Annotated in this window: 23 protein-coding genes; 18 read left to right on the top strand and 5 right to left on the bottom strand. The window is 46.1% G+C overall.

Features of this window, described 5'->3' with window-relative positions:
• Positions 1-903, bottom strand: a complete 903-nt coding sequence (locus tag VP504_RS25235) for a LysR family transcriptional regulator (protein WP_325894749.1) — start codon at positions 901-903, stop codon at positions 1-3.
• Positions 904-1,029: 126 nt separating this feature from the next.
• Here VP504_RS25235 and VP504_RS25230 point away from each other — a divergent pair, with 126 nt between their 5' ends.
• The 12 genes from VP504_RS25230 (at position 1,030) to VP504_RS25175 (ending at position 15,613) form a co-directional block, all read left to right on the top strand.
• Entirely contained in the window at positions 1,030-1,437 is a 408-nt protein-coding gene (locus tag VP504_RS25230) for a nuclear transport factor 2 family protein (protein ID WP_062714601.1), read from the top strand.
• A 457-nt stretch (positions 1,438-1,894) separates the two neighbouring features.
• Positions 1,895-2,506, top strand: coding sequence for a transcriptional regulator BetI (betI, locus tag VP504_RS25225; RefSeq protein WP_325894748.1), 612 nt, complete (start codon positions 1,895-1,897; stop codon positions 2,504-2,506).
• Positions 2,506-3,966 (top strand): betaine-aldehyde dehydrogenase, encoded by a 1,461-nt coding sequence (gene betB, locus VP504_RS25220; RefSeq protein ID WP_325894747.1) that lies wholly within the window; start codon positions 2,506-2,508, stop codon positions 3,964-3,966. Before betI ends, betB begins: the two co-directional genes overlap by 1 nt.
• Positions 3,967-3,981: 15 nt before the next feature.
• Positions 3,982-5,664, top strand: a complete 1,683-nt coding sequence (gene betA / locus VP504_RS25215) for a choline dehydrogenase (RefSeq protein WP_325894746.1) — start codon at positions 3,982-3,984, stop codon at positions 5,662-5,664.
• Positions 5,665-5,778: 114 nt separating this feature from the next.
• Entirely contained in the window at positions 5,779-6,729 is a 951-nt protein-coding gene (locus VP504_RS25210; RefSeq protein ID WP_325894745.1) for a choline ABC transporter substrate-binding protein, read from the top strand.
• A gap of 89 nt (positions 6,730-6,818) precedes the next feature.
• Positions 6,819-7,667, top strand: coding sequence for a choline ABC transporter permease subunit (choW, locus tag VP504_RS25205; protein ID WP_325894744.1), 849 nt, complete (start codon positions 6,819-6,821; stop codon positions 7,665-7,667).
• A gap of 2 nt (positions 7,668-7,669) precedes the next feature.
• Positions 7,670-8,860: a choline ABC transporter ATP-binding protein gene (gene choV / locus VP504_RS25200; protein ID WP_325894743.1), complete on the top strand. Its 1,191-nt coding sequence runs from the start codon at positions 7,670-7,672 to the stop codon at positions 8,858-8,860.
• A 312-nt stretch (positions 8,861-9,172) separates the two neighbouring features.
• Positions 9,173-10,150: a hypothetical protein gene (locus tag VP504_RS25195; RefSeq protein WP_325895440.1), complete on the top strand. Its 978-nt coding sequence runs from the start codon at positions 9,173-9,175 to the stop codon at positions 10,148-10,150.
• Positions 10,151-10,230: 80 nt separating this feature from the next.
• Positions 10,231-11,982, top strand: coding sequence for a HEAT repeat domain-containing protein (locus VP504_RS25190; RefSeq protein WP_325894742.1), 1,752 nt, complete (start codon positions 10,231-10,233; stop codon positions 11,980-11,982).
• Positions 11,983-12,107: 125 nt separating this feature from the next.
• Entirely contained in the window at positions 12,108-13,283 is a 1,176-nt protein-coding gene (locus tag VP504_RS25185; RefSeq protein WP_325894741.1) for a MerR family transcriptional regulator, read from the top strand.
• A gap of 16 nt (positions 13,284-13,299) precedes the next feature.
• Entirely contained in the window at positions 13,300-13,833 is a 534-nt protein-coding gene (locus VP504_RS25180) for a GNAT family N-acetyltransferase (RefSeq protein WP_325895439.1), read from the top strand.
• Between the two features lie 181 nt (positions 13,834-14,014).
• Positions 14,015-15,613 (top strand): methyl-accepting chemotaxis protein, encoded by a 1,599-nt coding sequence (locus VP504_RS25175; RefSeq protein WP_325894740.1) that lies wholly within the window; start codon positions 14,015-14,017, stop codon positions 15,611-15,613.
• Between the two features lie 463 nt (positions 15,614-16,076).
• Here VP504_RS25175 and VP504_RS25670 read toward each other — a convergent pair whose 3' ends face one another.
• A complete protein-coding gene (locus tag VP504_RS25670; protein WP_442788938.1) occupies positions 16,077-16,196 on the bottom strand; it encodes a hypothetical protein in 120 nt (39 codons plus the stop codon).
• Here VP504_RS25670 and VP504_RS25170 point away from each other — a divergent pair.
• From VP504_RS25170 to VP504_RS25150, 5 genes are all read left to right on the top strand, one after another.
• The gene (locus tag VP504_RS25170) at positions 16,154-16,459 is read left to right on the top strand and encodes a hypothetical protein (RefSeq protein ID WP_325894739.1); all 306 of its coding nucleotides are present in this window, start codon (positions 16,154-16,156) and stop codon (positions 16,457-16,459) included. The genes VP504_RS25670 and VP504_RS25170 overlap by 43 nt on opposite strands.
• A gap of 459 nt (positions 16,460-16,918) precedes the next feature.
• Positions 16,919-18,841, top strand: a complete 1,923-nt coding sequence (locus tag VP504_RS25165) for a M14-type cytosolic carboxypeptidase (protein WP_325894738.1) — start codon at positions 16,919-16,921, stop codon at positions 18,839-18,841.
• A 338-nt stretch (positions 18,842-19,179) separates the two neighbouring features.
• Complete coding sequence (bufA2, locus tag VP504_RS25160; protein WP_062714710.1) at positions 19,180-19,461, top strand: BufA2 family periplasmic bufferin-type metallophore; 282 nt, start codon at positions 19,180-19,182, stop codon at positions 19,459-19,461.
• A gap of 22 nt (positions 19,462-19,483) precedes the next feature.
• Positions 19,484-20,311: an MNIO family bufferin maturase gene (gene bufB / locus VP504_RS25155; RefSeq protein ID WP_325894737.1), complete on the top strand. Its 828-nt coding sequence runs from the start codon at positions 19,484-19,486 to the stop codon at positions 20,309-20,311.
• On the top strand, positions 20,308-21,078 hold the full coding sequence (locus tag VP504_RS25150) for a DNA-binding domain-containing protein (protein WP_325894736.1): 771 nt from the start codon (positions 20,308-20,310) through the stop codon (positions 21,076-21,078). Before bufB ends, VP504_RS25150 begins: the two co-directional genes overlap by 4 nt.
• 46 nt (positions 21,079-21,124) lie before the next feature.
• Here VP504_RS25150 and VP504_RS25145 read toward each other — a convergent pair whose 3' ends face one another.
• A complete protein-coding gene (locus VP504_RS25145; protein WP_325894735.1) occupies positions 21,125-21,709 on the bottom strand; it encodes a beta-class carbonic anhydrase in 585 nt (194 codons plus the stop codon).
• Between the two features lie 332 nt (positions 21,710-22,041).
• Here VP504_RS25145 and VP504_RS25140 point away from each other — a divergent pair, with 332 nt between their 5' ends.
• The gene (locus VP504_RS25140; RefSeq protein ID WP_325894734.1) at positions 22,042-22,317 is read left to right on the top strand and encodes a GNAT family N-acetyltransferase; all 276 of its coding nucleotides are present in this window, start codon (positions 22,042-22,044) and stop codon (positions 22,315-22,317) included.
• A gap of 100 nt (positions 22,318-22,417) precedes the next feature.
• Here VP504_RS25140 and VP504_RS25135 read toward each other — a convergent pair whose 3' ends face one another.
• Positions 22,418-24,610, bottom strand: a complete 2,193-nt coding sequence (locus VP504_RS25135; RefSeq protein WP_325894733.1) for a hypothetical protein — start codon at positions 24,608-24,610, stop codon at positions 22,418-22,420.
• Between the two features lie 549 nt (positions 24,611-25,159).
• A complete protein-coding gene (locus tag VP504_RS25130) occupies positions 25,160-25,615 on the bottom strand; it encodes an Lrp/AsnC family transcriptional regulator (protein WP_325894732.1) in 456 nt (151 codons plus the stop codon).
• Between the last annotated feature and the right edge of the window lie 64 nt (positions 25,616-25,679).

The raw sequence follows: 25,679 nt of genomic DNA, 5'->3' as shown, positions 1-25,679 counted from the left end.
TTATGTAATGAACCAGATACTGTTGGCGTTTCTCCACGCTACTACAGCATCAATAAACTCCCTGAGCTTTTTGGGATAGAAACGCTGATGGGTATAGACAAGATGCAATTGGTGCTGACTCGCAAACCAATCCGGTAAAACGCGTATTAGGCTGCCATCCGAGAGGTTTTTTTCAACCAAGGCAAGAGGAATACAGGCGACCCCTAATCCGCCCGCCGCTAGCGCTATGAGCCCTTCATAGCTCGAGCTGGAATATTGCCCCTTGGCGGTAAGTTGGATGCTTTGTCCATCACCTGAGTGTAAGGTCCAATTATTCCAGGAAGTATCAAACGAGCTTTTGAGGCAAGGCGCTGTCAGTAGGTCACTCGAAGAGCGAATTTCATGCTTCTCAAATAGTGACGGTGAGCAAACCAGTATGTCTTTCAAAGCGCCGATATCTCTCGCGACCAAGTTGTCAGGGAGGGCTTTTTGAGATCTTAGCGCCACGTCCGATTCTCCAAATTCAACATCTTTGATGTCGGTAGTGAAATCCAGTTCTATGTGTATGTTGGGGTTCCCTTTGGAAAATGCGGGAAGTGCTGTTTCGGCAATAATTGGGCCTAACGCATCTGGTGCAGTAAACCGGATATAGCCATAACCATCTTGAGTCAGCATGTTGATGCTTTGTGCCGCTTTATGCGAGATCGCGTCGATTTGTTGCGCGGCGCCAAAGAGTTCCTTTCCTGGTTCTGTCAGTACCACTGAACGAGTCGTCCTGAAGAACAGTCTACATGCCAGTTCACTCTCTAATGCACGAATGTGCCGAGAGACCAGTCCCTTCGATACTCCCAGAACATCCGCTGCTTTTGAAAAGCTGCTCAACTCCGCCACGGTTTTAAAAGTTTCTAAATGCGTAAGGTTCACATTGAATCCAAATAGTAAACAGTGTGTTTAGTTTATACGGTTTTTTGACCTGGATTTACCTCATAAGATTTTTACGTAAACAAATGGCGCGCAAGTCGCGAGTTTAAAATCAAAGAGGACATCGAAATGAGCGTAGGTAATGTAAGTAAGAATATGGAAGTGGCCAAAACTTATTTTCAGGCAGTACAAACGGGCGATCTGGAAACACTGGGTGCGCTGGTAGCACCAAATGTGGTTTGGTACCAACCAGGCAACAATCGCTTTTCAGGAAAGCACGAAGGTGCTCAAGCAGTTTTTGGCATGATTGGTGGCATGATGGAAGTGTCACAAGGCTCTTTTAAAATTGAAACCTTTAACGTTGTTGGTGGCAATAAAAACAATGTCGCTGTGATCGTCGAGTTTTCTGCAGCTCGTGGAGACCAATCAATGCGTATGGTCGGTGTCGATATGCTGACTATCGAGGATGGAAAGATTGTTGAAGCTTGGCTTTACTCAGCAGATCAGGCTTCAGAAGACACATTCTGGGGAAACTAAACATAAACCCAGTGCTTCTGGCGTAAATCTAAAAGGGGCTCAAGCCCCTTTTTTAAACACATTTTCAAAATTTGTACCCAAGTAATTAATCTCTTGTTTTTCGCTTCCATCAGTTGGCGGCATCACCCATCGATCTCTCAGAGCTAACTAACTTCTCATGGCGCGGTGCTCTCATTGTGAGATTGCTTGTCGGGCTGCTGACTGTATTAAACGTTTAGTGTGCTAAATATTGACCAGTCAGACGTTTCGGTTCTTTGCCTATCACTCTCCCTAACTCTCTGATTCTTAGAATGTAAAATTTATCGGATAACTATTTTCCAGGTTTACATATTAAATATCTCTTTGACAACTAATGTCTTATTTGTGACTCTATTTTTAATTGAACGTTCAATCAAGAAACATTTCCGCTACATTTTAATCGGTATGTTGATTGGTTTGAGTACGCACGGAGGAATGAATGCCAAAAGTAGGAATGCCAGCGATTCGCCGCCCGCAGCTTATTGCTGCAACGATGGCAGTCATTGATGAAGTGGGTCTGGCAGGAGCAAGTGTTTCGCTGATCAGTCGCAAAGCCGGTGTATCAGCAGGCATTATCAATCACTACTTTGGCGGGAAAGATGGTCTTCTGGAAGAGACCATGCGCTCAGTACTTCGTGAGCTGTCCAATGGCGTCCAAATCCGTTTGAACATTACCTCCCCAGACGATGCATATGGCCGGATTCTGGCGATTGTTGAAGGAAACTTCGATCCGAATCAGGTCAACAGCAAAGTCACCAAAACCTGGCTGGCGTTTTGGTCTCATGCTATGCACCAGCCTGCGCTTTTCAGGTTACAGCGCGTCAATGAAAAACGCCTGCTATCCCACCTTCGCATTGAGTTAAAAAAGTTGATGCCGACAGAACGTGCAGACTTTGTTGCCCAAGGTATTGCAGCATTGATAGACGGGATTTGGCTTCGTGGTGCACTTGCACCAGAGGGCATTGATCCGCACGCGGCAATGGCGACAGTCGAAGATTATCTCAAGCTTCAGCTGAAAGCATTTGAATCCATATCAAAAGGCAAAAAGTAATGGATATTAAGCAGTTATATATTCACGGAAAGTATGTTAATGCGACTTCCGGAGAAACCTTTACCACATCTAACCCAGCGACTGGCGAGACACTGGCTGAGGTTCAACAGGCCAGTCAGACGGATGTCGACATTGCAGTCACCTCTGCTTGGGAAGGCTTCAAGGTTTGGTCATCAATGAGTGCAGCAGAGCGTCGCAGCATTCTGAACAAAGCCGTAGCGATTCTACGTGAGCGCAATGACGAACTGGCAGCGCTGGAAGTGCTGGATACGGGTAAGCCAATGCAAGAAGCCCAGTATGTGGATGTAGTCACTGGCGCGGATGTCATCGAATACTACGCGGGTCTTGCTGTAGCAATTCAGGGCGAGCAGCAAAGCTTGAGCGAAAACCAGTTCTTCTATACGCGCAAAGAACCTCTGGGTGTTTGTGCAGGCATCGGTGCCTGGAACTACCCAATTCAAATTGCGATGTGGAAAGCTGGCCCTGCACTTGCCGCAGGCAATGCCATGGTGTTTAAGCCGTCAGAAGAAACACCGTTAACTGCATTAAAACTGGCAGAAATTTTTACCGAAGCGGGCATGCCGGACGGCGTATTTAACGTTGTTCAAGGTGACTACCGTGTAGGTCAGATGTTGTCGCGCCACGACAACATCGTCAAAGTGTCTTTCACTGGCGAGTGTGGCACAGGTAAAACAGTCATGGCGGATGCGGCTGGTACGCTTAAGCCTGTCACGATGGAATTGGGTGGTAAGTCGCCACTGATCGTTTTCGAAGATGCTGATATTGATAACGCAGTATCTGGCGCGATGATTGCGAATTTCTACACCCAAGGTGAGGTGTGTACGCATGGCACGCGCGTTTTTGTACATGACGATATCTATGACACTTTCCTTGAGAAACTCAAAGCTCGTACGGAACAACTGGTGGTGGGCGACCCTAACGACCCAGAAACCCAAATTGGCGCCCTGATCTCCAAAGATCATCTTTCTAAAGTGCTCGGCTTTATCGAGAAAGGAAAGGCAAGTGGTGCGACGCTGTTATGCGGCGGTTACCAAGTGGCGGAAGGTGAATTGGCAAAAGGAAACTTCGTTGCACCTACCGTGTTTGCGAACTGCGCGGATGACATGCCACATGTTCAAAATGAAATCTTCGGTCCTGTTATGTCAGTGCTGAGATTTAGCGATGAGCAGGAAGTGATCTCCCGTGCCAATGACACCTATTATGGCCTTGCAGCAGGCGTGTTTACGACCAACTTCTCCCGCGCCCACCGCGTGATTGCCAAGCTTCAGGCGGGCATTTGTTGGATAAACAACTGGGGAGCATCCCCTGCGGAAATGCCTGTCGGCGGTTATAAGCAATCCGGGATTGGTCGTGAGAATGGCATCCAGACCCTAAGCAGCTACACACAAACCAAGAGTGTTTACGTCGAATTGGGCGATGTAGACAGTCCTTACGCATAAGAGATCGGGGCTGGAATGTCTAACAAAGAATTTGATTACATCATCGTTGGTGCTGGGTCGGCGGGTTGTGTACTGGCAGATCGCCTGAGTGCGTCAGGTGAACATCAGGTGCTGATCCTTGAAGCAGGTGGTACTGATAGAAGCATTTTCATTCAGATGCCGACCGCACTGTCGTATCCAATGAACACTGAAAAGTACGCATGGCAGTTTGAAACGGAAGTGGAAGAAGGACTGGATGGCAGGAAACTGCATTGTCCCCGCGGCAAGGTTTTAGGTGGAAGTTCATCGATCAATGGCATGGTTTACGTTCGAGGCCACGCTTGTGATTACGATGAATGGGAAGCCAACGGCGCGGCAGGCTGGAACTACCAAAACTGTCTGCCTTACTTCAAACGCGCTGAAACCTGGGTTGGTGGCGAAGATGAATATCGTGGCGGTAACGGCCCTGTTGGCACCTGCAACGGTAACGATATGGCGCTTAACCCGCTGTATCGCGCGTTTATTGATGCGGGTGAGCAGGCTGGTTATCCAGTCACAGAAGATTACAACGGTTATCAGCAGGAAGGCTTTGGACCCATGCACATGACCGTCGATGGTGGTGTGCGTGCCTCTACTTCAAATGCCTATCTTCGCCGCGCGTTAAAGCGTGACAACCTGACACTGATTAAAGGTGTGACGGTTAAACAAATCCTGATTGAAAACAATGCCGCGACCGGTATTGCCTATGGAAAAGGCGAGCAGTCGTTCGAGATGAAAGCACGCAAAGAAGTGATCAGTGCTGCGGGCTCGGTGGGTTCTCCACAATTGCTTCAAGTGTCGGGTGTAGGCCCCAGATCTGTGCTGGAAAATGCAGGCGTGGAAGTAAAGCATGACCTGCCAGGTGTAGGTGAAAACCTTCAGGATCATTTGGAAGTCTATTTCCAGTATTTCTGTAAACAGCCAATCACCCTGAATGGCAAGCTGGGTCTTATTAGTAAAGGTCTGATCGGTACACGCTGGATTTTGTTCAAAGACGGTCTCGGAGCGACCAATCACTTTGAATCCTGTGCATTTATCCGAAGCCGTGCGGGCATTAAATGGCCAAACATTCAATATCACTTCTTGCCAGCAGCAATCCGTTATGACGGAAAGTCTGCGGTGGAAGGGCATGGATTCCAGGTTCATGTTGGACCAAACAAACCGGAAAGCCGTGGTCATGTGCACATTAAAAGTGCCGACACCAATGACAAACCGGAAATCATCTTTAACTACATCAGCACTGAGCAGGACAAACAGGACTGGCGCGACTGCATTCGTCTGACGCGTGAAATTCTCGCACAGGAAGCGATGTCTCCGTACCGTGATGGGGAAATCCAGCCGGGTGTGAAGGTTGAATCCGACGAAGAAATCGATGCATGGGTGAAGGCAAATGTGGAAAGCGCTTATCACCCATCCTGCACCTGCAAAATGGGCGCAGACAGCGACGAGATGGCAGTGCTAGACAATCAACTCCGTGTTCGCGGTATTGCCAATCTTCGCGTGGTGGATTCGTCAGTATTTCCGACGATTCCTAACGGTAACCTGAATGGCCCAACCATCATGGTTGCTGAACGTGCTGCTGACATGATTCTGGGTAAGGCGATGGAAGCTCCCACGGAAGTATCCGTGTGGGTCGACCCGAACTGGGAAACTCAGCAGCGCCTGAACCCGAAGCTATGAATCCTTAAGAGACATCAGGATAAAAGCATTATCAAGCACCACCCAAGTAAAAAAACGGAAGGGCGCAGCAAGTCGTTGCGCCCTTAGCCAAAAAGAAAGGAAGAGGAAGTAACCATGGAAAATAAACAGACCAAGCGACTGGCAGGTTTGAGCATCACACTGGCGGCAGGCCTTACTGCCATGCCAGTAATGGCAAACCAGTGTGAAACAGTTCGCTTCTCTGATGTGGGCTGGACGGACATCACCGCCACCACGGCTGCTACCACGCTTGTACTGCAAGGTATGGGATACAACACCGACATCCAGTTGCTGTCTGTACCTGTTACCTATACCTCGCTGGCAAATGGCGATATTGACGTATTCCTCGGTAACTGGATGCCAACCATGGAAGGCGACATCGCGAAATACCGTGAAGCGGGCACCGTAGAAACCATTGGAATGAATCTGGAAGGCGCAAAATACACTTTGGCGGTACCAAAATATGCATTTGAAGGTGGCGTGAAAAACTTTGCAGATATCGCAAAGTATGAAGACAACCTCAAAGGCCGTATTTACGGTATCGAGCCAGGTAACGACGGCAACCGTCTTATTCAGGACATGATTGATGCTAATGCGTTCGGTCTGAAAGAATTCGAACTGGTTGAATCAAGTGAAGCGGGCATGCTCTCTCAGGTTAAACGTGCTGTGCGCCGCGACCAATGGATTGTATTCCTGGGTTGGGCACCGCATCCAATGAACAGCAATTTCGAGCTGGAGTATCTGGACGGTGGTGACGACTACTTCGGCCCCAACTATGGCGGCGCGAATGTTTACACAAACGTACGTAAAAATTACACCACAGAGTGTCCGAATGTGGGCAAACTGCTGACCAATCTGAAATTCACTTTGCCAATGGAAAACGAAATCATGAATGGCATTCTGAATGATGGTGAGAAGCCGGAAGTGGCTGCGAAAGAGTGGCTGCAAGGTAACCCGGAAGTGCTTACTGCGTGGTTGGACGGCGTGAAAACGCAAGATGGCAAAGATGCACTGCCTGCGGTGAAGGCTCACCTCAATATCCAGTAAACCCAACTGCATTTCGAAAGCAGTAACCGCGAAAGCAGGTGCTGGGCTATTTCTCAGCCCAGCACACCAACATGGATTTTGGAGCACAAATGAACTGGATTACAGATAATAAAATTCCTCTTGGCAGCTACATGGAAAACGTTGTTGATTGGTTGACTTACAATGCAGCGGGCTTTTTTGACGCGCTTTCTATCTCGCTTGAATGGCTGATTCTGTCCCTCGTCGATGTGATGCAGTGGTTCCCGCCATATGTACCGATTGCTCTAACCGCAGGTATCGCTTGGCTGCTGCATCGACGTGTTTCGCTAGTGATTTTTGTTGTAGCAGCGCTTCTGCTGATTTTAAATTTAGGCTACTGGACGGAGATGATTGAAACCTTCGTGCTGGTACTTACTGCTACGATGTTATCGGTTTTACTTGGTGTACCACTCGGTATTCTCGCTGCACATCGACCTTGGCTGTATACTTTTATGCGTCCAATTCTGGATCTGATGCAGACCATACCGACGTTCGTTTACCTGATCCCTACATTGGTGCTGTTTGGGCTGGGTGTCGTGCCTGGTCTGATATCCACCATTATTTTTGCGATTGCAGCCCCTATCCGCCTGACTTATCTCGGTATCCGGAGTGTGCCGGAAGAGCTGATTGAAGCGGGTAAAGCGTTTGGCGCTACGCCAAGTAAGTTGTTGTTCAAAGTAGAGCTGCCAGCTGCCATGCCAAATATCATGGCCGGCATTACCCAATGCATCATGCTGTCACTTTCAATGGTGGTCATTGCGGCGCTGGTAGGCGCAGACGGCTTAGGTAAGCCAGTCATTAGAGCATTGAATACAGTAAACATTTCACAAGGCTTTGAGGCAGGACTCGCGATTGTATTGGTCGCTATTATTCTCGACCGTCTCTGTAAAGCGCCGGCTTCCCAAGGAAAAGAGGGTTAATCATGAAAGCAGTATCGATTGAAAACCTCGATGTGATTTTCGGTCACGGTCTTGAGCGCAGCATTGCCATGCTGGATGAAGGGAAATCCCGTCAGGAGATTCAGGAAGAAACTGGCAATGTAGTTGGCGTCAGTAATGCCACCATTTCAGTAGAACAGGGTGAAATCTGCGTATTGATGGGGCTTTCTGGCTCGGGTAAGTCAAGCTTGTTGCGTGCAGTGAACGGTTTAAACCCAGTGACCCGTGGCTCGCTGAAAGTGTGCGATGGCGAAGAGATGGTAGAGCTTAATGGTATCGATGCTAACAAGCTTCGCGACCTACGTTCCCACCGTGTGTCCATGGTGTTCCAGAAGTTTGCATTGATGCCCTGGCTCCCTGTGGTTGACAACGTTGCCTTTGGGCTGGAATTGCAGGGTATGGGTAAGGCCGAGCGTCGTAAACGCGCGATGGAGAAACTGGAAATGGTTGGCTTGAGTGAGTGGCATAACAAACTACCGCACGAGCTTTCTGGCGGTATGCAGCAACGGGTTGGCTTAGCGCGTGCATTCTGTATGGATAGCGACATCCTGCTAATGGATGAACCATTCTCAGCACTCGATCCCTTGATCCGAAACCAACTCCAGGACGAGTTGTTGGAGCTTCAGCGTAAACTCAACAAAACCATTCTGTTTGTCAGCCATGATTTGGATGAAGCCCTAAAGATTGGCAACAACATTGCTATCATGGAGTCGGGGAAAATCATCCAGCACGGCAAACCGGAAGACATTGTACTTCGTCCAGAGACCCAGTATGTCGAGGACTTTGTAGCTCACACCAATCCATTAAATGTGCTTCGTGGTCGTTCCTTAATGACAGCCATTGGTGATCTCGGGCGACGAGATAACATGGTCATGCTCAACGAGATGGAGCAAAGTAGGCTACTGTTTGACAGCCAGAATACTTTGATAGCAGCCTATCGGGGTGAAACAACAATACCGATTCTCACATGGGATGGCATAACAGAAGCCTGTTCTCTCCCTAGAGATGTTATTGTGATGGCGGATGCAGAAATTTCAATGCGCAATGCACTCGAAATTCGTTATCAGACAGGGCTACCGTTGATATTAACGGAAAATAATAAGGTTATTGGTGCCTTATCTGACAATGACTTTTATCATGCGTTATTGGGTAAGCATTTTTCTGAAGCGGCTTAACAATATTGAAATTAAAAGGGCTAGATATTATCTGTCCTTTTTTATTTTTATTTTTTAATACAAGCATTAAACTTCTTTTTATTTTTAGTGTTAAAAAGAAGATATGTTGTAAAGTTAACATTCCCTAAATAATGTCTTCCTTAAAGTAATGCCAAAGCCATACCTTTAACTTATTACTAATACAAAATCACCAATTAATTCTCAAACTATCTTCTTTCTTCACTTTTTTTGTTTCTGTGGTTTACATTTTTTTTGCCTTTGAATTTTTTGGGCGAAATTTAAATTAGATCTCAATAATATTAGGAAACTATGATGGAAATTAGGAAAATAGGGGGGCTGCTCTGCGTAGCGGTACTCTCGGTTTCATCTTTTCAAACTCAGGCAGTTGGCCTCTACGCGGGGCAGGTACTTAACAAATCACATCGTGCGAACACACATAACGTGGTGAAAAACTTCGTCGAAACGCGTAAGGGTTTTGGTTACGTGGAGTTCACAGGTGGGAAAGTGATTGGTAACACCGACAATGAATTCAAAGTGACTGTAGGCCCACACAACACGACGTTGGGTTCTGTACTTGGTGGCGTTGATTTAAACTTTAATCCTGAAAACCTGAATTGCGTACGCGGTTTACACCTTTCACTTAGTGTGGGCAGTGATGTTCCACTATCGCTCAGCCCAACATGTGATGCGCTATTGCGTGCCGATATCAACCGTACTATCAGCCACACAGTCGCTGAGGCAGAAGTGCCTATCCCTGAGATACCCATCGACCCGGCTGGTGTCTTCCGCTTGGGCGTTAAAGTTGGGGCAGCACTGAGGGTGGGTGCAGATTTCGCTGCAGGCCTAGAAGTCGGTGGTTTTGATAGACCAAACAAAACCATCGAAATTAACGGTCAGCGTCGTCCTGACTTTATTTATGCTAGCGTACGTCCCTTTATTTCTGGAGATGCAACAGCAAAAGGCTATGTCAGTTTAAACCTCTTATTGAAAACTGTTGAAAAAGGTGTGAATGGCTCGCTGACTTTAATTAATGCGGGTACGAAAGCTTACGCTGAGGCAGGTATAGCCTATAAGCCAGGCTGTGAGTGTAATCAAGTAAAAGAATACCAGTACTATACCAAGCTGAAATGGGATGCAAGCGCAAAAGGTGGAAATGGTAAAATTGGTTTGTACTGCGATGTTAAGTTACTTAGCTTTGCACGAATATTTTACGCACAAACTGACTTAATTAGCTGGTCGCCGGTTTATGAACTTGAACATACGATTTATGAAAAAACGGCTTACTTCTAACTAATAATATTCATGATCTTTTAATAAAATAATACTTATGGGGGCGCATTAGTGCCTCCTATTTCTACTATGGATAAGTCATGAACAGAAATATTATTCTTATTTCTCTAATTGCGTGCTCAGCGGTGGCAGCATCTTTCGTATGGTTTGATAGCGAGCCTGAAGTGCAGTCAAACAATATTACATTTTCTAATAGCACTAAAAGTGACACTGTCATACCTCTTACTAGAAATATGACGCCAAACGATAGCGAAGCTGATTACATCCCACAAGGTGGAGAAGAAATACCGTCTATCAGGGCATATAAAGCAATAGTGAATTCAAAGCTTTCAACGTCGCAAACGGTATTAGCTGATTTTACCAATGCTTTGAGTTTTCAGCTGGATATCGAGCGTGGCGCCCCAAGGAGAGGCGTTGTATTTGATGTGACGTTTGAATCAGAGGATCCGAATACCCAAATTCCGCCGTACCTTGGCTTCACTTTCAAGTATCATGAGGGCGCTTTCAGTGATGTGTCGATGCTGGGGTTGGAGCCTATGCATCCGCTAAATTTGATGACGGTATTATTGCAGCAGTTTTCTTACTACGAAGGCATTCAGAGTCTGCAGTTACCGGACGGTACCCACACTTACCTCTACGAGATTCAAGGTAATGCAGTCAGCCGACAGAAAACGGCTGAAATTGGCAGCTCAGCCAGTTATGAAACGCTAGAAGACAGTGACTTATGGCAACTGAAGACCGATCGATTTTTCTTTCCTGAACGGCTAACACTCAGTACCCGAAAAACCATCGTCATGGATGGTTCCGAAATGCAATTGGATCAGCAAATTATCATCAAACCCATTACGCCTAAAGGCAGCTTGTTCACCTTGGCAAACTATGGCGCTGGAACAAACAGTCAGTACAAAGTTGCACTTATGGACACTGCGCCAGAACTGGAAGTGGCTGATGAAAACTTTATGGAAACGCTTGTGTCGTTTGATGCCAATCCAACGCTAGATACAGCTCAGGTTCTCGGAGTTTATCTGGTTAGCCAAGGCTGGGGTTTTGTTCGTGACCTTCTTACGTCTGACGATATCACCGACAGTATGCGTTCGAGCCTGATATTTGCGCTTGAACGTTCCGGTGAACAAGAAGGCGAATACTTGCTGTCTTCCATTATTGAAGACGACTCCTTGGGGGAAACAGATCGTCTTCGGGCAATTATGTCTATTTCCAAAATGGGTGAGGTGAACAGTCAGGTTGCGCTCAGTACCCTTCAGGATATGCTCACTCATTCCAACAGCCTCTTAGCAAAGACAGCGATGCTGAATATCGGCATTTTGGGTAAGCAAAATCCACGTATGACCAATGAGGTCACTGGATTCCTTGCGAACAAGCTTTCGTCGAGTGAGGCGGGTTACAGTGAACTTGTTGCCATCGCGAATCTGGGCAATGCCGAGCTCGATAACCGAGTATTGCCTTATCTGGACAGCGAGTATGCTGATGAGAGGCAAGTGGCAGCGAAAATGCTAAGCCGGAACCCAGAGATGCAATCAAGGCTACTTAATCAAATGTTAAATGACAGCCACCCTAGTGTGGTGAAGGCCATTGCCGAAGGTATTGAAACTAATACTCAGAATTTGAAGCTTTCAGAGACCTATCAGGCGCAGTTACGAAACAGGATTGGTTCGCCAGATATTCTGACTCCCACTCGCGATTTACTGTTCGCCTTTCTAGCTAACAATGCCCAGCCAACAGAATTAAACAAATCAGTTGCCCGTAAGATTTTGGAAACGCCAGACGTTTCAGAATCAACACTGGCATTGGCACAAGATCTGATAAACCGTTAAACCTCACTTTATCGATCAAACGCCGGCATTTGGTGTCGGCGTTTTCTATTTCTGCATAATTCTTATTGACCTGTCTATAGCTTTATAGTTTAAGGTGACGCTCTTGATAGGCACAGGAGCCAGATATGTACCGCATTTCCGAGCTTGCAGATTTTGTAGGGCTTTCCCGCACGGCGCTGCTTTATTACGAAAAGCAGGGACTGATTCAGGGTAAACGTTTGGAAAACAGCTATCGCGTATACAGCGACAAAGATGTTCAACGCGTTCGCTTGATTCAAAAGCTTCAGGCTGGAGGTTTAACCCTAAAAGAATGCAAAGCTTGCCTGAATGCCAAAGTCGACCGTGAGCTTCTACAGAGTCGCCTGAAACGGTTGGATGAAGAGATTGCGCACAAACAGCAATCGCGACAATTGTTAGCGGCGCTGCTGGGTGAAGGGGACTTAAAAGCCTGGCATGAGTCTGTCGACAAAGTAGCGCCTGATGCGCATCTGGAATGGTTAATAAAGCAGGGCTTCAGCAAAAAAGAGGCGCTGCACTTGAAATGGTTATCAAAAGACATGAATGAACATGACCGCTACATGGCCGACTTTATGCGTGTTTTCGAAACAATGGACCGCTGGGGGCCAGGTTCGGAAGAAGAAACACTTCGTGCGCTCAGCAGTGTGAAGTCTTCGCCAAAGACACTGCTCGAAATTGGTTGTGGCAAAGGCATTGCGACGACTGTGTTGGCAAAACATACCGACGCAGTAATTACAGCGCTGGACAATGAGCCCTCTGCGCTCAACCGCTTGAATGAACGTGCAGCAGAGCTAGGTTTTTCAGATCGTATTACAACAGTGAATGCGAGCATGACGGAATTGCCTTTTGAACCAGAAAGTTTTGACCTGATTTGGGCAGAAGGCTCTGCCTACATTATGGGGGTAGAAAATGCGCTCAAACAGTGGCGTAAAGTGCTCAAGCATGACGGAGTTTTGGTGTTAAGCGATTTGGTCTGGCTGACAGAGACACCAAGTGAAGAAGCCAAGGCCTTCTGGTCACAGGGATACCCAGACATTGGCTCGATTTCCCGACGTGAAGAACAGGCGAAATCTGCAGGATATGACGTCATGGAGAGTTTTACTCTCGCTCCGGAGGCTTGGGAGAATTACTTCAAGCCATTAGAAGCACGTGTGAACGCTTTAAAACCAGAAATGCAAGACTCAGCGGCACTGAAAGATATTCAGGCTGAACTGAATATCTACAACGAATGCTTGAACGAATTTAGTTATCAGGTCTTTGTACTGAAGAAGAAAGGCCGCTAAGCAGGATTAAACATGAATTACACCACTTACCAAAAAAACGACGTGGAAGCGATTATCGAAATATTTTCAAAAGACATTTGCCAACTCTGAAGGTGAAGAAGTAGGCAAAGTGCTTGGCGTATTTGCCCGCGCGATGATGGAAACGACGCCTGAGCAAGACTTACAGGTATTCATTACCAAAGACGAAGAAAAAATTGTTGGTGGCGTGATGTTCTCCACGCTCACTTTGGAAGGCGATAAAACAGCCAAGCTGCTTTCACCAATGGCGGTGAGCACAGAAGTGCAGGGCAAAGGTATTGGCCAAGGGCTGATTAACCATGCTCTGGATATTCTGAAATCCCAAGGCGTCGATATCGCCGTGACCTATGGCGACCCTAACTTCTACAGCAGAGTAGGTTTTGCGCAGATCAGCGAAGACATCATCAAAGCGCCTTTGCCATTGAGTTTCCCGGAAGGTTGGTTGGGACAATCGCTAAATGGCGAAACATTAGAAGCCATTTCTGGAGAATCAGGCTGTGTATCTGCATTGAACAACCCAAGCCTGTGGTAAATGAAGAGCGCCTTGGGCGATTTTTTTACTTATTGTTTTACTGACCATATGTGGTTTTTCGAATGTGATCAAAGTCGCATATCACTCTGCTATCGACTCTAGTGATAAATTTGTAACCAATGTGAAACATAGCGTTACTAGGCTTACCAGCAAAAGCAGTAGGTAGGTATAAGGAAATACTATGAGCGTACGTCAGCGTTTGCTGGTCGCATTCACACTTTTTCTCGCGTCAACGATAGGGCTTGGCAGTTTAGCGCTGTGGATTTCATCCCGATCAACTGAGGCGTATTCAGAATACGTGAATGAACAGTTGCCTGAAGTATGGGCGCTCTTAGCGTTGGAAAGAGATCATCGAGACCTCTCAACTCTCTCTCAAAAAATGAAAGCTCAGCTCCTGTTCTGGGGTGAAATTACACCGCAATTTGAGAACTTTCAGGCAAATTACCAAGCGAGCTGGGAGCAGCTTTATCAGTATCCTTCCCTCAGTGAATGGGTTCATGCCAACGCGGAAAACAAAGATAAAGTTGATGCTTATGTCACTAAGTTGTCCCGCGCTATTAAAGATAAAAGCTTCTACGACGCAGGGAGAGTGGTCGACTTTGATTTGTATCCGGCGGTAGACCCAATGTTAGTGGCGATCAGTGAAAAGCTGGCAGAGCGGCGCGAATATGCGAATTTCTCTGCTGGCGGTTTGATTGCCTTTTTAAAGCAACAGTCGATGTTTATCGTGGCAGCAATCGGCATAGCGACGATTGTCGCCGTGATCCTGATGCTTTGGCTGCACCAAACCGTCATCGACCGTATGAACAAGATATCGACAGCGCTTACCAATATTGATACGGAATCTGACCTTACCGTGCGTCTTGAAGACCATTACAAAGACGAAGTCTCTGCGATTGTCCGCGCCTCTAACAATTTGCTGGAGAAGTTCAATCACTTCGTCACGCACATCAACACCAGAACCGGGGAGTTGGATGAGCAATCCGGTACGCTCGACGGCCAGAGCCACAGGGTGTCGGATATTAACAAAGATACTCAGTCGCAAATCAATGAAGTGGCTCAGTCTTTGACTGTGATGGAAACAGCGACCTCAGACATTGTGTCGGCAGTTAACAACACGCGTGAATGTATCGGCAAAATGGCCAAAGACAATGGCGATCTTCAGGCGCAAATGACCGCGACAGAGAGGTCAATTGCTTACAGTGTCGATTCTGTCGGCAAAGTGGCAATCACGATGGAAACACTAAGGGCCACCAGTGAAAAAATCTCTGGGGTGACTGATGTGATTGAGGCCATTGCCGAGCAAACCAATCTGTTGGCGCTCAATGCGGCTATTGAAGCTGCACGCGCTGGTGAGCAGGGCAGAGGGTTTGCTGTTGTCGCAGACGAGGTTCGTAGTTTGTCGAAACGAACGTCTGAATCGACGGGAGACATTCGAAACTGGATTAACGATTTGATTTCGCAGGTTGAAGCTGCAAGCTCATTATTGGGTGAGACGAAGGTGGCGAGTGAAAACAACCAGCAGGCGAGTGTGCAGCTTCAACAATATCTCAGTGAAATACATCGCACGTTTGAAGGTTTGGAACAACTCAGTGCAGAAGCTGGCGTGGCGCTGACTTCCCAGCACCGCGAGATAGAGCAACTGACAGAGCGAAGAAGAGAGTTGAAGCGCGGAAGCCAGTCATTGACTGCTGCCATCAATACAACCAGTCATGTCAGTGGTCAGCTAAGCAGTCAGTCGAGTGAGCTGTCTAAGCTCACAATGCAGTTTAAGACCTAAACCAGATAATAAAGCTTATAAGCCTGCAGCGAGCAGGCTTGTTAGTATCAATGAATTTCCCACTGTCGCTATCCAGTCGGTCTAGGAGATTGCTGAACTGCCAGACATGTCTTTGAGATGGCGCTAACCTGACCCTGCAATCCTGGTTTTTCGGATGGAAATGCACCAGCAAAGGCCGCCGTCCCCACTGTGAATCCTGAGGCACCTGATTGGTATACCACCTCAATACATTCTTGGTTATCAATACTCCCTGCCATGATGACCGGCATTGATGATGCTTCACATACTCTGCGCATCAACTCGGGTTCATCTCCCGAAAAACGGTATGCGAGCAAATCTAATCCGTCTACCTCATCTATAGCTGAAACCTCTTCTGCATGCCGGGAAATGCTATCGACACTGCCGATCAGGATACTTGGGTGTCCTTCTATTTCTCCTACAAAAGGGTAGTACTAAGATAAAATCAAAGCTCATGATGGCTCCCCTCCGGTTGGTTCAGTGTAACTCTGTTTTGTGATAGTTGATGGGCGCATCGGATAGATGCCAATAGGCTTGAGGGCGAGGCGACGCTTTTACCTGCAATGTCGAACCCTGTTCCGTGGTCCGGACTGGTGCGAATTGGTGGAATCGGCAGTCAATGGACTCGGCGTGGCGCTATGTCCAAAGGTATTGGCGCTCAATGAATTGAAAAAACATCGTTTGGTTAGCCCAATGGGTTTTGCGAAAGACGGTTCTTACTATGGGTTGTTGCACGATAGTAGTAAGCCGTTAAGTCATGAAGCGACTGAGGTAAAAAGCTGGCTTAAGTCCCTTGGAGAATCCTTAAGCGAGGAAAGTAAGAACTGAAGTTTTAAAGCACCTTCCAATAAGCGGTACTCGTTAGAAAGGTCAACAGACCCTACGTCATTGTTGCCTTAATTGATGCAAACAAGGACGACCACAATACTCAAGAAAACAGCGATAGCTGCAGTCAGTATCACGATGGTGTTCGCAGAGTGTTCAAAGCAAGTTGAGAGCACTGGGTTGAGACTGCTTGGTCAACTTAAAAATCTCCTCCATTAAGGATTTTCCCAATTTTCCAACCTTTACATGTTTTGTGTCGTAAGGAAAACAAGACACTTTCTTCTCATTAACAGTAAAGGAATTCTATTCTGGTTTACATTTAACAATATGATAAAAAAGAAAAACTACGAGTTGTGCTTAGCGGGTTTGACAGTCATAACGTTGAGCTGTTGTGTCAAAGCTACGAGCGTAGAATGTTAACTATTTTATACATGCGAGATTTCGTAACAAGGAGCGAATTCTATGTTAAATGGCTTATTAAAATCCAAAGTGAAGTCTTTGTTTCTCGTCGCGACTGCTGCATGCTCTGCTCAGACTTTTGCGAATGAACATGACTGTCGCACCATTACTTCCGACTTTGCCCACAATGCGTGGAGGGTGAACTTTACCGTTAATTTAGAAGAGACGGTACCGTATTTTTTTAATGGTGAGACGAGGTGTTACATAGGGAGAGATATCACCCTTGAGGAGCTTAGCAATTTCCGATTTAAGGCTTTCAAAAAACGCCACTTTTGGAGTTTTGGTGGTGAGCCTGTCTATAACATTAAAGTCAGTGACGAGACATTTATTGAACAGCTAAAACTGGACTCTACACGCTACGGAAAAAAATTCCTCACTGTTAGCGCATACACACCAGAAGGCTTGATACTGGGCGGTGCAGGCACGAGTGCTATTCCCAATTGGCTGATACTGTTCTCACCCTGGATAAATCATTTGCCTTGGTGGGCACAATTTTTCCCGTGGTGGCTGCATGGTTACACTGCCGATCAAGTTAAACCTCAGGATTATCCTTATCCCTTAATTGCAGAGAATTTTCCTTCAGGGAATGCGGGTCGAAATGATGCTCAAATTACAGGAACCCAATCAGCGGCAATTACTTTGCGAAATGACGGCCCTGAAGATTGGCTGAATGCCATCCCTAAATGGAGAAACTGGTGGTATTTGGAATTGTCCGGAGTATTTACGGATACGCCATTTACATTTAGCGTGAACGATAAATACACGAGCGATAAAAGAGGGTGGGAGTACGACTACACACCATTGTATTCGTATGATGGAGAGAAATGGCATCGTTTTGACGCGAGTGAGATTACGGTGGTAACGGATGAAGTAGAAGGAGAGGTTACAAGAACAATTGAAATCGACAAACAATTTGATAGTAATAATGTTTTACTCTCGCGCTTTTACCCATACAGCTCTGGTCAATTTGACGCATTTTATGAAGACTTCATCACCAAGTTGCCCGAGGAGTATGTGACAAAAGAAACACTCGGTCATTCACCAATTTTGGGTAAACCCATCGACTTAGTCACTATTACTAACCCATATGTTGACGCAAAAGATAAAAAAAGGGTCTGGATTCATGCGCGAACACACTCAGCGGAAGTCGGTGGGTCTTTACTGGTAGAGGGTTTAATGAACTTTCTTGCACGTTCCGATGAATATTCGCAGGAAGCTTTGGATAACCTGATTTTTCATATCGTCCCTGTCCATAACCCAGACGGCGTTGATTTGGGGCATTATCGTTTGAATGGTAGTTCGGTCAACCTAGAGGTGATGTGGCAAAGAGATGAGAATAATCCGATGCTCCTCAACGAGGATGCACCTATTGAGAATCGGTTACTCAACGAAGCAATGCTGAGGTTAGCCGAGCAAGATGGCAAGTTTACCATGGCACTGAACCTTCACTCTTCACAATCTGATCCCGATACACGCCCATTCTTTTACCCGCATTTTGGTCCAGAGTCGTTGGGCTATAGCAAAGAAGAAGCAGAGCTTTGGAATAAAACAGTTCGTTTTATTGACGGAGTAAAAGCATCATTCGGAGAGGATTTGATTGAGCCAACGCCTGAAGAGGGTGGTAGCAGCTTTGCAAGTCGCAACTATCCTGAATCTTGGTGGTGGACAAACTATGGGAGTGATGTCATGGCGGTGACATTTGAAACCACCTACGATAAATCGGGCTTTGCTCCAAACTATGTCACTGAAGATTCTCTGAGAAGGTTGGGTGAGTCAATGGCAATTTCTATTCTTTCGTATCACGATCTTCCCATCCCTGCCAAGCAGCAAAGATTCAGACGATCTATCTTTACTCGTCAAAGTTTAAACAAGGAAGTCAGGGCGGTTGATCCTGTGGTTTTGAATGAGGACGTCTCCAAGCAGTAGTATTATTATCAACGTACTTCTGAAATCGGCGGAAGGCAGGTAACTGAGAAAACATAGCCGCCATCGTCATTGCTAAACCGCTTCTATTGCATACATGCTTGGAAGCGGTTTTTTATTGCTTTAAGCGTATGTAAATATGACGAAATGAAAGTTAATCTTCAGAAGATTTAAAAAATATTGAAAGAAGAGAATTATTAGTTGGGTCTACTGAATGGACTGGGCACTTGCCCTATTCAACGGTAGCAAACACTTTTCCCATACGGTTTGATCTAAATTTTCACTCATTGAAGGAATAGGTTTGGAAAGCTGCCAATTTTAAAAACATTGGAGTACAGACAATGAATAAGATTGAAAAGAGCGCCACTTTTGCATCAGTAGCACTGGCAGTAGCAATGAGCGCGAGTGCGTTTGCGGCAGAATCACCAGCTGGTAGCTCGGGTGCAGCAATTGGTGCCGGGGATAAAGTTCACTGCTACGGCATTCACTCTTGTAAAGGCCAGTCAGACTGTAAAACTGCTGAGCACCAGTGCAAAGGTCAAAACGCATGTGGTGGCCATGGCTTTAAAGCGATGAAAGCAAAAGAATGCCTTGATCAAGGCGGTGTGATCTCTGATCTCTAATTGATTGCCTGGAGTGAATGAAATGACTTCGAGCTTTGGACTGGGTTTACGCACTCAGCATTACAACGATTTTCTGAATGCACGACAACCTGTCGATTGGCTGGAAGTCATTTCCGACAACTTTATGGTCAATGGTGGCAAGCCATTGGCCATACTCGACCGCATTAGGGCTGATTATCCAATGACAATGCATGGTGTTTCCATGTCCATTGGTTCGGTTAATGGTCTGGATGAAGACTACCTCAAACGTCTTAAAGCGCTTGAACAGCGTATTGAACCCAAGTGGGTTTCTGATCATCTCTGTTGGGGCGGTGTCCACGGACGCAAACTTCACGATTTAATGCCCTTGCCGTTTACGCAGGAAGCGTTGGACGTGGTAGTGAGAAATATTCATCACGCACAGGATGTTTTGAAGCGTCCATTGGTGGTGGAAAACGTTTCAAGCTATGTCGAGTTTAAAGATTCGGAAATGACCGAGTGGGAATTTCTGACAGAGATTTGCAACGCAACAGGCAGCCAGCTTTTGCTGGATATCAACAACATCTATGTGAGTGCTTTCAACCACGGATTTTCAGCATTTGAGTTTATTGATAGCGTGCCGAAAGAACACATTTGCCAGTTTCATCTTGCCGGACACCAAAACAATGGTGACCACCTCATTGACACCCACGATCACCCCGTTTGCGCGGGTGTATGGGACTTGTATGAATATGCGTTAATCCGCTACGGCAACGTGCCAACCATGATAGAGCGCGACGACAATGTGCCGCCTTTAGCTGAACTACTGGATGAGCTAGATGCAGCACGTAAAATCGCAGGAGATGTGGTGAATACGGAGGACTCTGTATGAGCCTTCAAGCCCTTCAGAGCAGCTTTGAAAGTATCGTACTCGGCCAAGACTGTAATGGCGCTGACTGGGTAAAGGAAAGTAAAGGCGGTCTACCATCAAAAGATCGTCTGGCGATTTACTACAACGCATACCGTATCCGACTTATCGATATCTTACGCGATAACTTCGAGCATACTGCAGTTTACCTGGGGGATGATTGGTTTAACCAATTGGCTGCGGATTACGTGCAAAACCATCCGTCGATATGCAACAACATAGGCTATTACGGACACTTGTTTGCCGGGTTTATTGCAAAGCAGCTTCCCGATGATCTTGAAGTCGCAGAGTTGGCAGAATTGGATTGGACGCTAAGAAGAGCGTTTGACGGTGAAGACAGTGAAGTACTGACAATGGAAACACTTCAGGTAAAGGCAACCACGGATCCGGAAAACATCCAACTGTTGGCTGTGCCGACCCTGACCTTAACCACGCATACCTGTAATACCATCGATATATGGCATGCCATCGACAAAGAAGAAACACCGCCAACTGTTGCGCCATTACCTCAAGTCGTTGATGTGCTGGTTTGGCGAAAAGGGCACTCCCCCCATTTCCGAAGTATTTCCCCAATGGAATCCGCCGCCATTTATATGATTCAGAAAGGCGTTAATCTCAACGATCTTGGCGCACATCTACAGCAGCAATTCCCTGACGTCGACGTGTCAGTTGAGTTTGGTCAAATGCTGCATCGCTGGTTAGGAGATGAGGTGCTGGCGTTCAATGATTGATTTCCAATAGCATCACATAGAGACCACCACCTCTGGTCCAATTCTCTTAAATTGTTGTGCCGGCTTTGGTCGCCTCTTCGACTTCTATCAACCTTCCTGTTTCGCAATCAAAGACATAACCATAAACGGGAATATCTTTTGACACCAAAGGGCTGGATTTAATTCGTTTTACGTCTTCAACAACACTGGCTTCCAGATCACTAAACGTCAACCAATTCACAAAGTGCCCTTCAACTGAACCGCCTTCTTCGGTTGTGTTGACCCATTCTGCACCATTGTGTACGGCGGTATTTAGGCTCTTTTCAAGCAAATCACCCATGGTTTTCTGATCAAATTTCTGCATGCCGCAATCAGTGTGATGAACGACAAACCACTCGTTAGTTCCAAGTAGTTTGTGGGATAGAGCTAACGAACGAATGGCGTCGTCACTGGCCCTTCCTCCAGCGTTACGAATAACATGTGCATCGCCTTCAGATAGCCCCGCAAATTTAGCGGGGTCAAGGCGTGCGTCCATGCAGGTAAGAACGGCAAACTTGCGGCTTGGTGGGATTTGCAATTGTCCCTTTACCCCAAAATCCGCTACGTACTCTTGATTCGCTTGTTCAACTTCTTGTTTTACTTTGCTGATCATGTGTATCCTCGTTTTCAATTTTATCGTGCGGCCCGCAAAAGGCAGTAAATGCGAACCGCACGGTCGCCTCTACAATAATGGGAGGTACGAATGGTCAACAAATAATGATATCTATCCAGTTGGGTATACATTTTCTATGTGGCATTAAATAATCATATAGAAATAAGTGAGTTAAGAAGTAGGTCCAAATTGAAGAGTCAACCTAACATTGATACTGAACGCCTGATCCTTCGTCCGTTCATAGAGAAAGATAGCGAAATCGTTGCTCAATTAGCGGGCGAAAACGTATTGCAGATATGACCTCCAATATCCCCTATCCTTACGAACTAAACATGGCAAAGACTTGGATAGCCACTCATCAAGTCCAATGGGAATCAGGCAAAGGGGCGGTTTATGCGTTTACATTGAAAAGCGATCAACGGCTTATTGGTACCGTGAGTTTTCCCAGCATTGAAGAAGGTGTAGGTGTTTTAGGGTACTGGATTGGCGTACCTTATTGGGGAAATGGCTATGCCTATGAAGCGTTACTTGCGCTGGTGGAATTTGGTAAAGAAAATATGGGTATAAGTGGTCAGCGCCCTTCGATCTTTGACTTTAAGAATCGCTAATGCTTTGTTCACAACTAACCCTGCTCGTGATGAACAGGGTTTGAATATTTCGTTCTCCGCCTCAGTAAGATAACTGTTTTCACAGGCTAGTAACGGGGAGTTATTGTGCAGGAATGGAAAACCTTGGTGCATTCAGATCGAGAGAGTTACCGTTTGGAAATTCAGAAATCCAACCGTCGGTTTTCCAGTATTCCCAGCTACCATTTTTATAGAGGAAGCTGAAGCCGGCACCATGACGGGCCCAGTTTTTACTGGTAATTGCCATGGCAGTTGGGCGACCTTGTGAATCAAAGAAGGCGTAACCATAGTAGCCACTCCAGTCGGAGCCACCATTTGAGCCTACCGTCCAAGCCTCACCGGACTTAATGGTTCTACCGTTAATACCTATCGCCATGGAGCCATCATTAAACCTGAGCGCGCCGTTTGCTCCGTCACCATAGCTGTTAATACCACAGTTTTGCTCAGTGATATTGCCACCATTTGATAGCCACTGACCGTATTCTAGCACCCCATCTTTTAGACAGAATGCTGGCCTTTCCCACGCGCTGGCATTCCACCATGCGCGCCAGTCTGCATAGTTTTGGGTTGTCACTTTGGTTACTGTCTTGGCTTCTTTTGCCAGATGGGAAAGCTGCTTTTCTTTCAGTTGTGCTAATGTAAGCGTCGATATGCCGCTTGCATTAGTGGTTTGTGGGCTATTTTCCAAGGCCAGATCCTGTTCAAGACGAGTTACCTGAACTTTTTGCCAGTTATTCAAATCGAGCGGGCTCGCTGTTGCCCTTTCCCAGGCAGCAATAGCCTCAGATCGTGAGATATTCAGTTCATGGAAGATTTTTCTCATACGGGCGATGCGCGGGTCAATTGAACCACCTGTTGAACGCTTTTTCCGCATGTGGATAGTCACTTCTGGTATTTCACCATAATCGGTTTCAGCGGGCAGGGTATCGGGGTGATATTCGACTGCGTACGCCAGATTGATCAAGCTGATACCCTGTTGGACAAAGTTCGCCCAGACCACATCCCTGAATCCAGGTACACCGGCACTGATAGCATACTGCATCGACTTAAATACGCCATCGACTGCAATCCATGTGCCCATGTAAGCTGCAGCTGCTCCATAGGCGCTGCTCGCGTACTCAGACATGGTAGAGTTTTTATCTACTGGCACCCATGCTTTACCCCAAGCCTGATTCCCTGCAAACGCTGCGAGACCACAGTTAATGGATGATGTCAGCAGCGACCATTTCTGGGCACCGAGATAAGGAATCAACCCTTCAGGGTACTGCGACGTGAGTGCATTGTACGTTCCCCCGTTTTTGTAACGGACAAACTCCCCAATCATACCGTTCATACTTCCCCATATTGCAGTATCAACAATTTTGAGAGGCCAGGCGGCAGCAGTATGATTTTGTTGGTCTGCGACTCTCTGGATGATCGCATTAGTGCCGATTGAGCCGATAAACATCATCAAGCCCAATTCTTCGCGAAGTGTACGTTCAGAAAATGCGCCTAAGTTAAGCGTATTGGCGATGACGTTCCCGACTCGTGGGATACTGCGGAGCGCATCGTTGATACGTTGGCCGTCTGAGGCATGGCTACCGGGGAAACCATGTACCCATTGAGCACGCCCGAGAACGTAATCAAACAACGCCCAAGAGAAGGGCACGGCAAGCCCGGCAGCAGCATTGAAGACTTCTTGACTAATGGCGGTGCCACCGACGTATTCGTTGTAGATATCGTGCGCGAGACCTACCGCGCCAAAAGCGCCAACAGCAGTCAGGGCTCCCCCAAGACCGGAGCGGCACAAGCCACCGACAAGGTTATTCTTGAAAATATTCGGGATGCTGGGTCGTATATCATCATAGGGGATGGGATCAAATGAATTTTGAGGGACGTAATTGATACCGGCTTGTTGAGCATAAAGGGCGGCAAATTCGTCGACCTGATATTCAGTAAGCTCCGGATGCCTTGCATGGATCTGTTCGTGAATAAGCACGGATTGCAGAGTATTAGGTGCTTTTATTTTGTGTTTATCAACTGTTACCTGGCCGTTTTGATATACTGCGATGGCATTGTGATAATTAGGAATATCTATTTTATCAAAACGAAAAGTTGTTTGGTAATTTTCGAATAATTTTAGTGTGGAATTTGACTCGCTATTTTGGAGAGTTTCAATGGCATTTCTTATTGTTTCACTATCACTATTTATTGATGATGCATAAGTGAACCCGATAGGTAGAGTTAAACTTGCTGAAATTACTAACGATAATAGTGTGCTTTTTTTGTATTTCATGATTTCCTCATTTATGGCTTGGGTGGTTTTTTCTGCGTTGCTTATAAAAGGTAAGAAGTGGAGGTCATCACGGCAAGTCGAATTTCCAACAAAAAACTCTTCAAAGAAAAAATCATATTAACTATTTGTAAATATTATGAAAATCATAATTACTCAATATTTTCTAGTGTGAAGTAAATCAATAATTTTTTAGGGTTGATGTAATATTTGCAGATATTTTTTATCTTTGAGACTATCGAAAATTATATATTTAATTTAATTATTATTTGATTGGGTTACTTTATCGAACAAGTTGATCATATATTCATGATGTTTTATATTGAAGAGGATTTAGGGATTTTATTTTTTGAGTTATGGAAGGAATATCAGATTTATAAGTTTTGTTTTTGTTAAATGAAGAGGAATAATTTTCCTTTTTTATTCAAACTGACAGTTATACCCAAACGACCTGAATGCTGCATCTTCAGGTCGTTTGGGTATACGTTTGAACTTACGTTTTCTAAACCTGTTACGAGAGAACTAGGTTAATCTGCACTAAAACGGAGAGTACTATACATAAACAGGGAGTACTCCACGATCTTTAACTTTACGAATCGCTAACTGAGTATGGATGTCTTTCACGTTTTGGAGGCATTGTAATTTTCTGGTGAATTGCTCGTAGCCGCTCAGATCTTTGGCCACCACTTCCAGTAGGTAATCATAAGCGCCAGACACCACATGGCAGGTGACTACTTCCTGCATATCACCAATCGCGTGTTCAAAATCATCGACCGACGTGACCTGATGGTTGTTCAGACTTACTTCAACAAACATTGTCATCGCAATGCCGACTTTATCCCGCGTCAACGATGCATGGTATCCCGCGACTATTTTTTCTTTCTCTAGCCTTTTGATACGCCTAGCGCATGGTGAAGGGGAAAGGCCAACCAATTCGGCGAGCTCTGCGGTAGTGAGCCTTGCGTCTTTTTGCATCAGCTCCAGAAGCTGTTTATCAATACGATCCATTATGTGCACGCTTTAATTATTTAAATATTATTAAAATATTAGCGGAAACCATCAAAGTATGTGC

Origin of the sequence: Grimontia sp. NTOU-MAR1 (assembly GCF_035758505.1) — a bacterium.
Classification (GTDB): Bacteria; Pseudomonadota; Gammaproteobacteria; order Enterobacterales; family Vibrionaceae; genus Enterovibrio; species Enterovibrio marinus.
The sequence above is the reverse complement of the archived record's forward strand: the minus strand, read 5'-3'. Positions and strand labels throughout refer to the sequence as shown.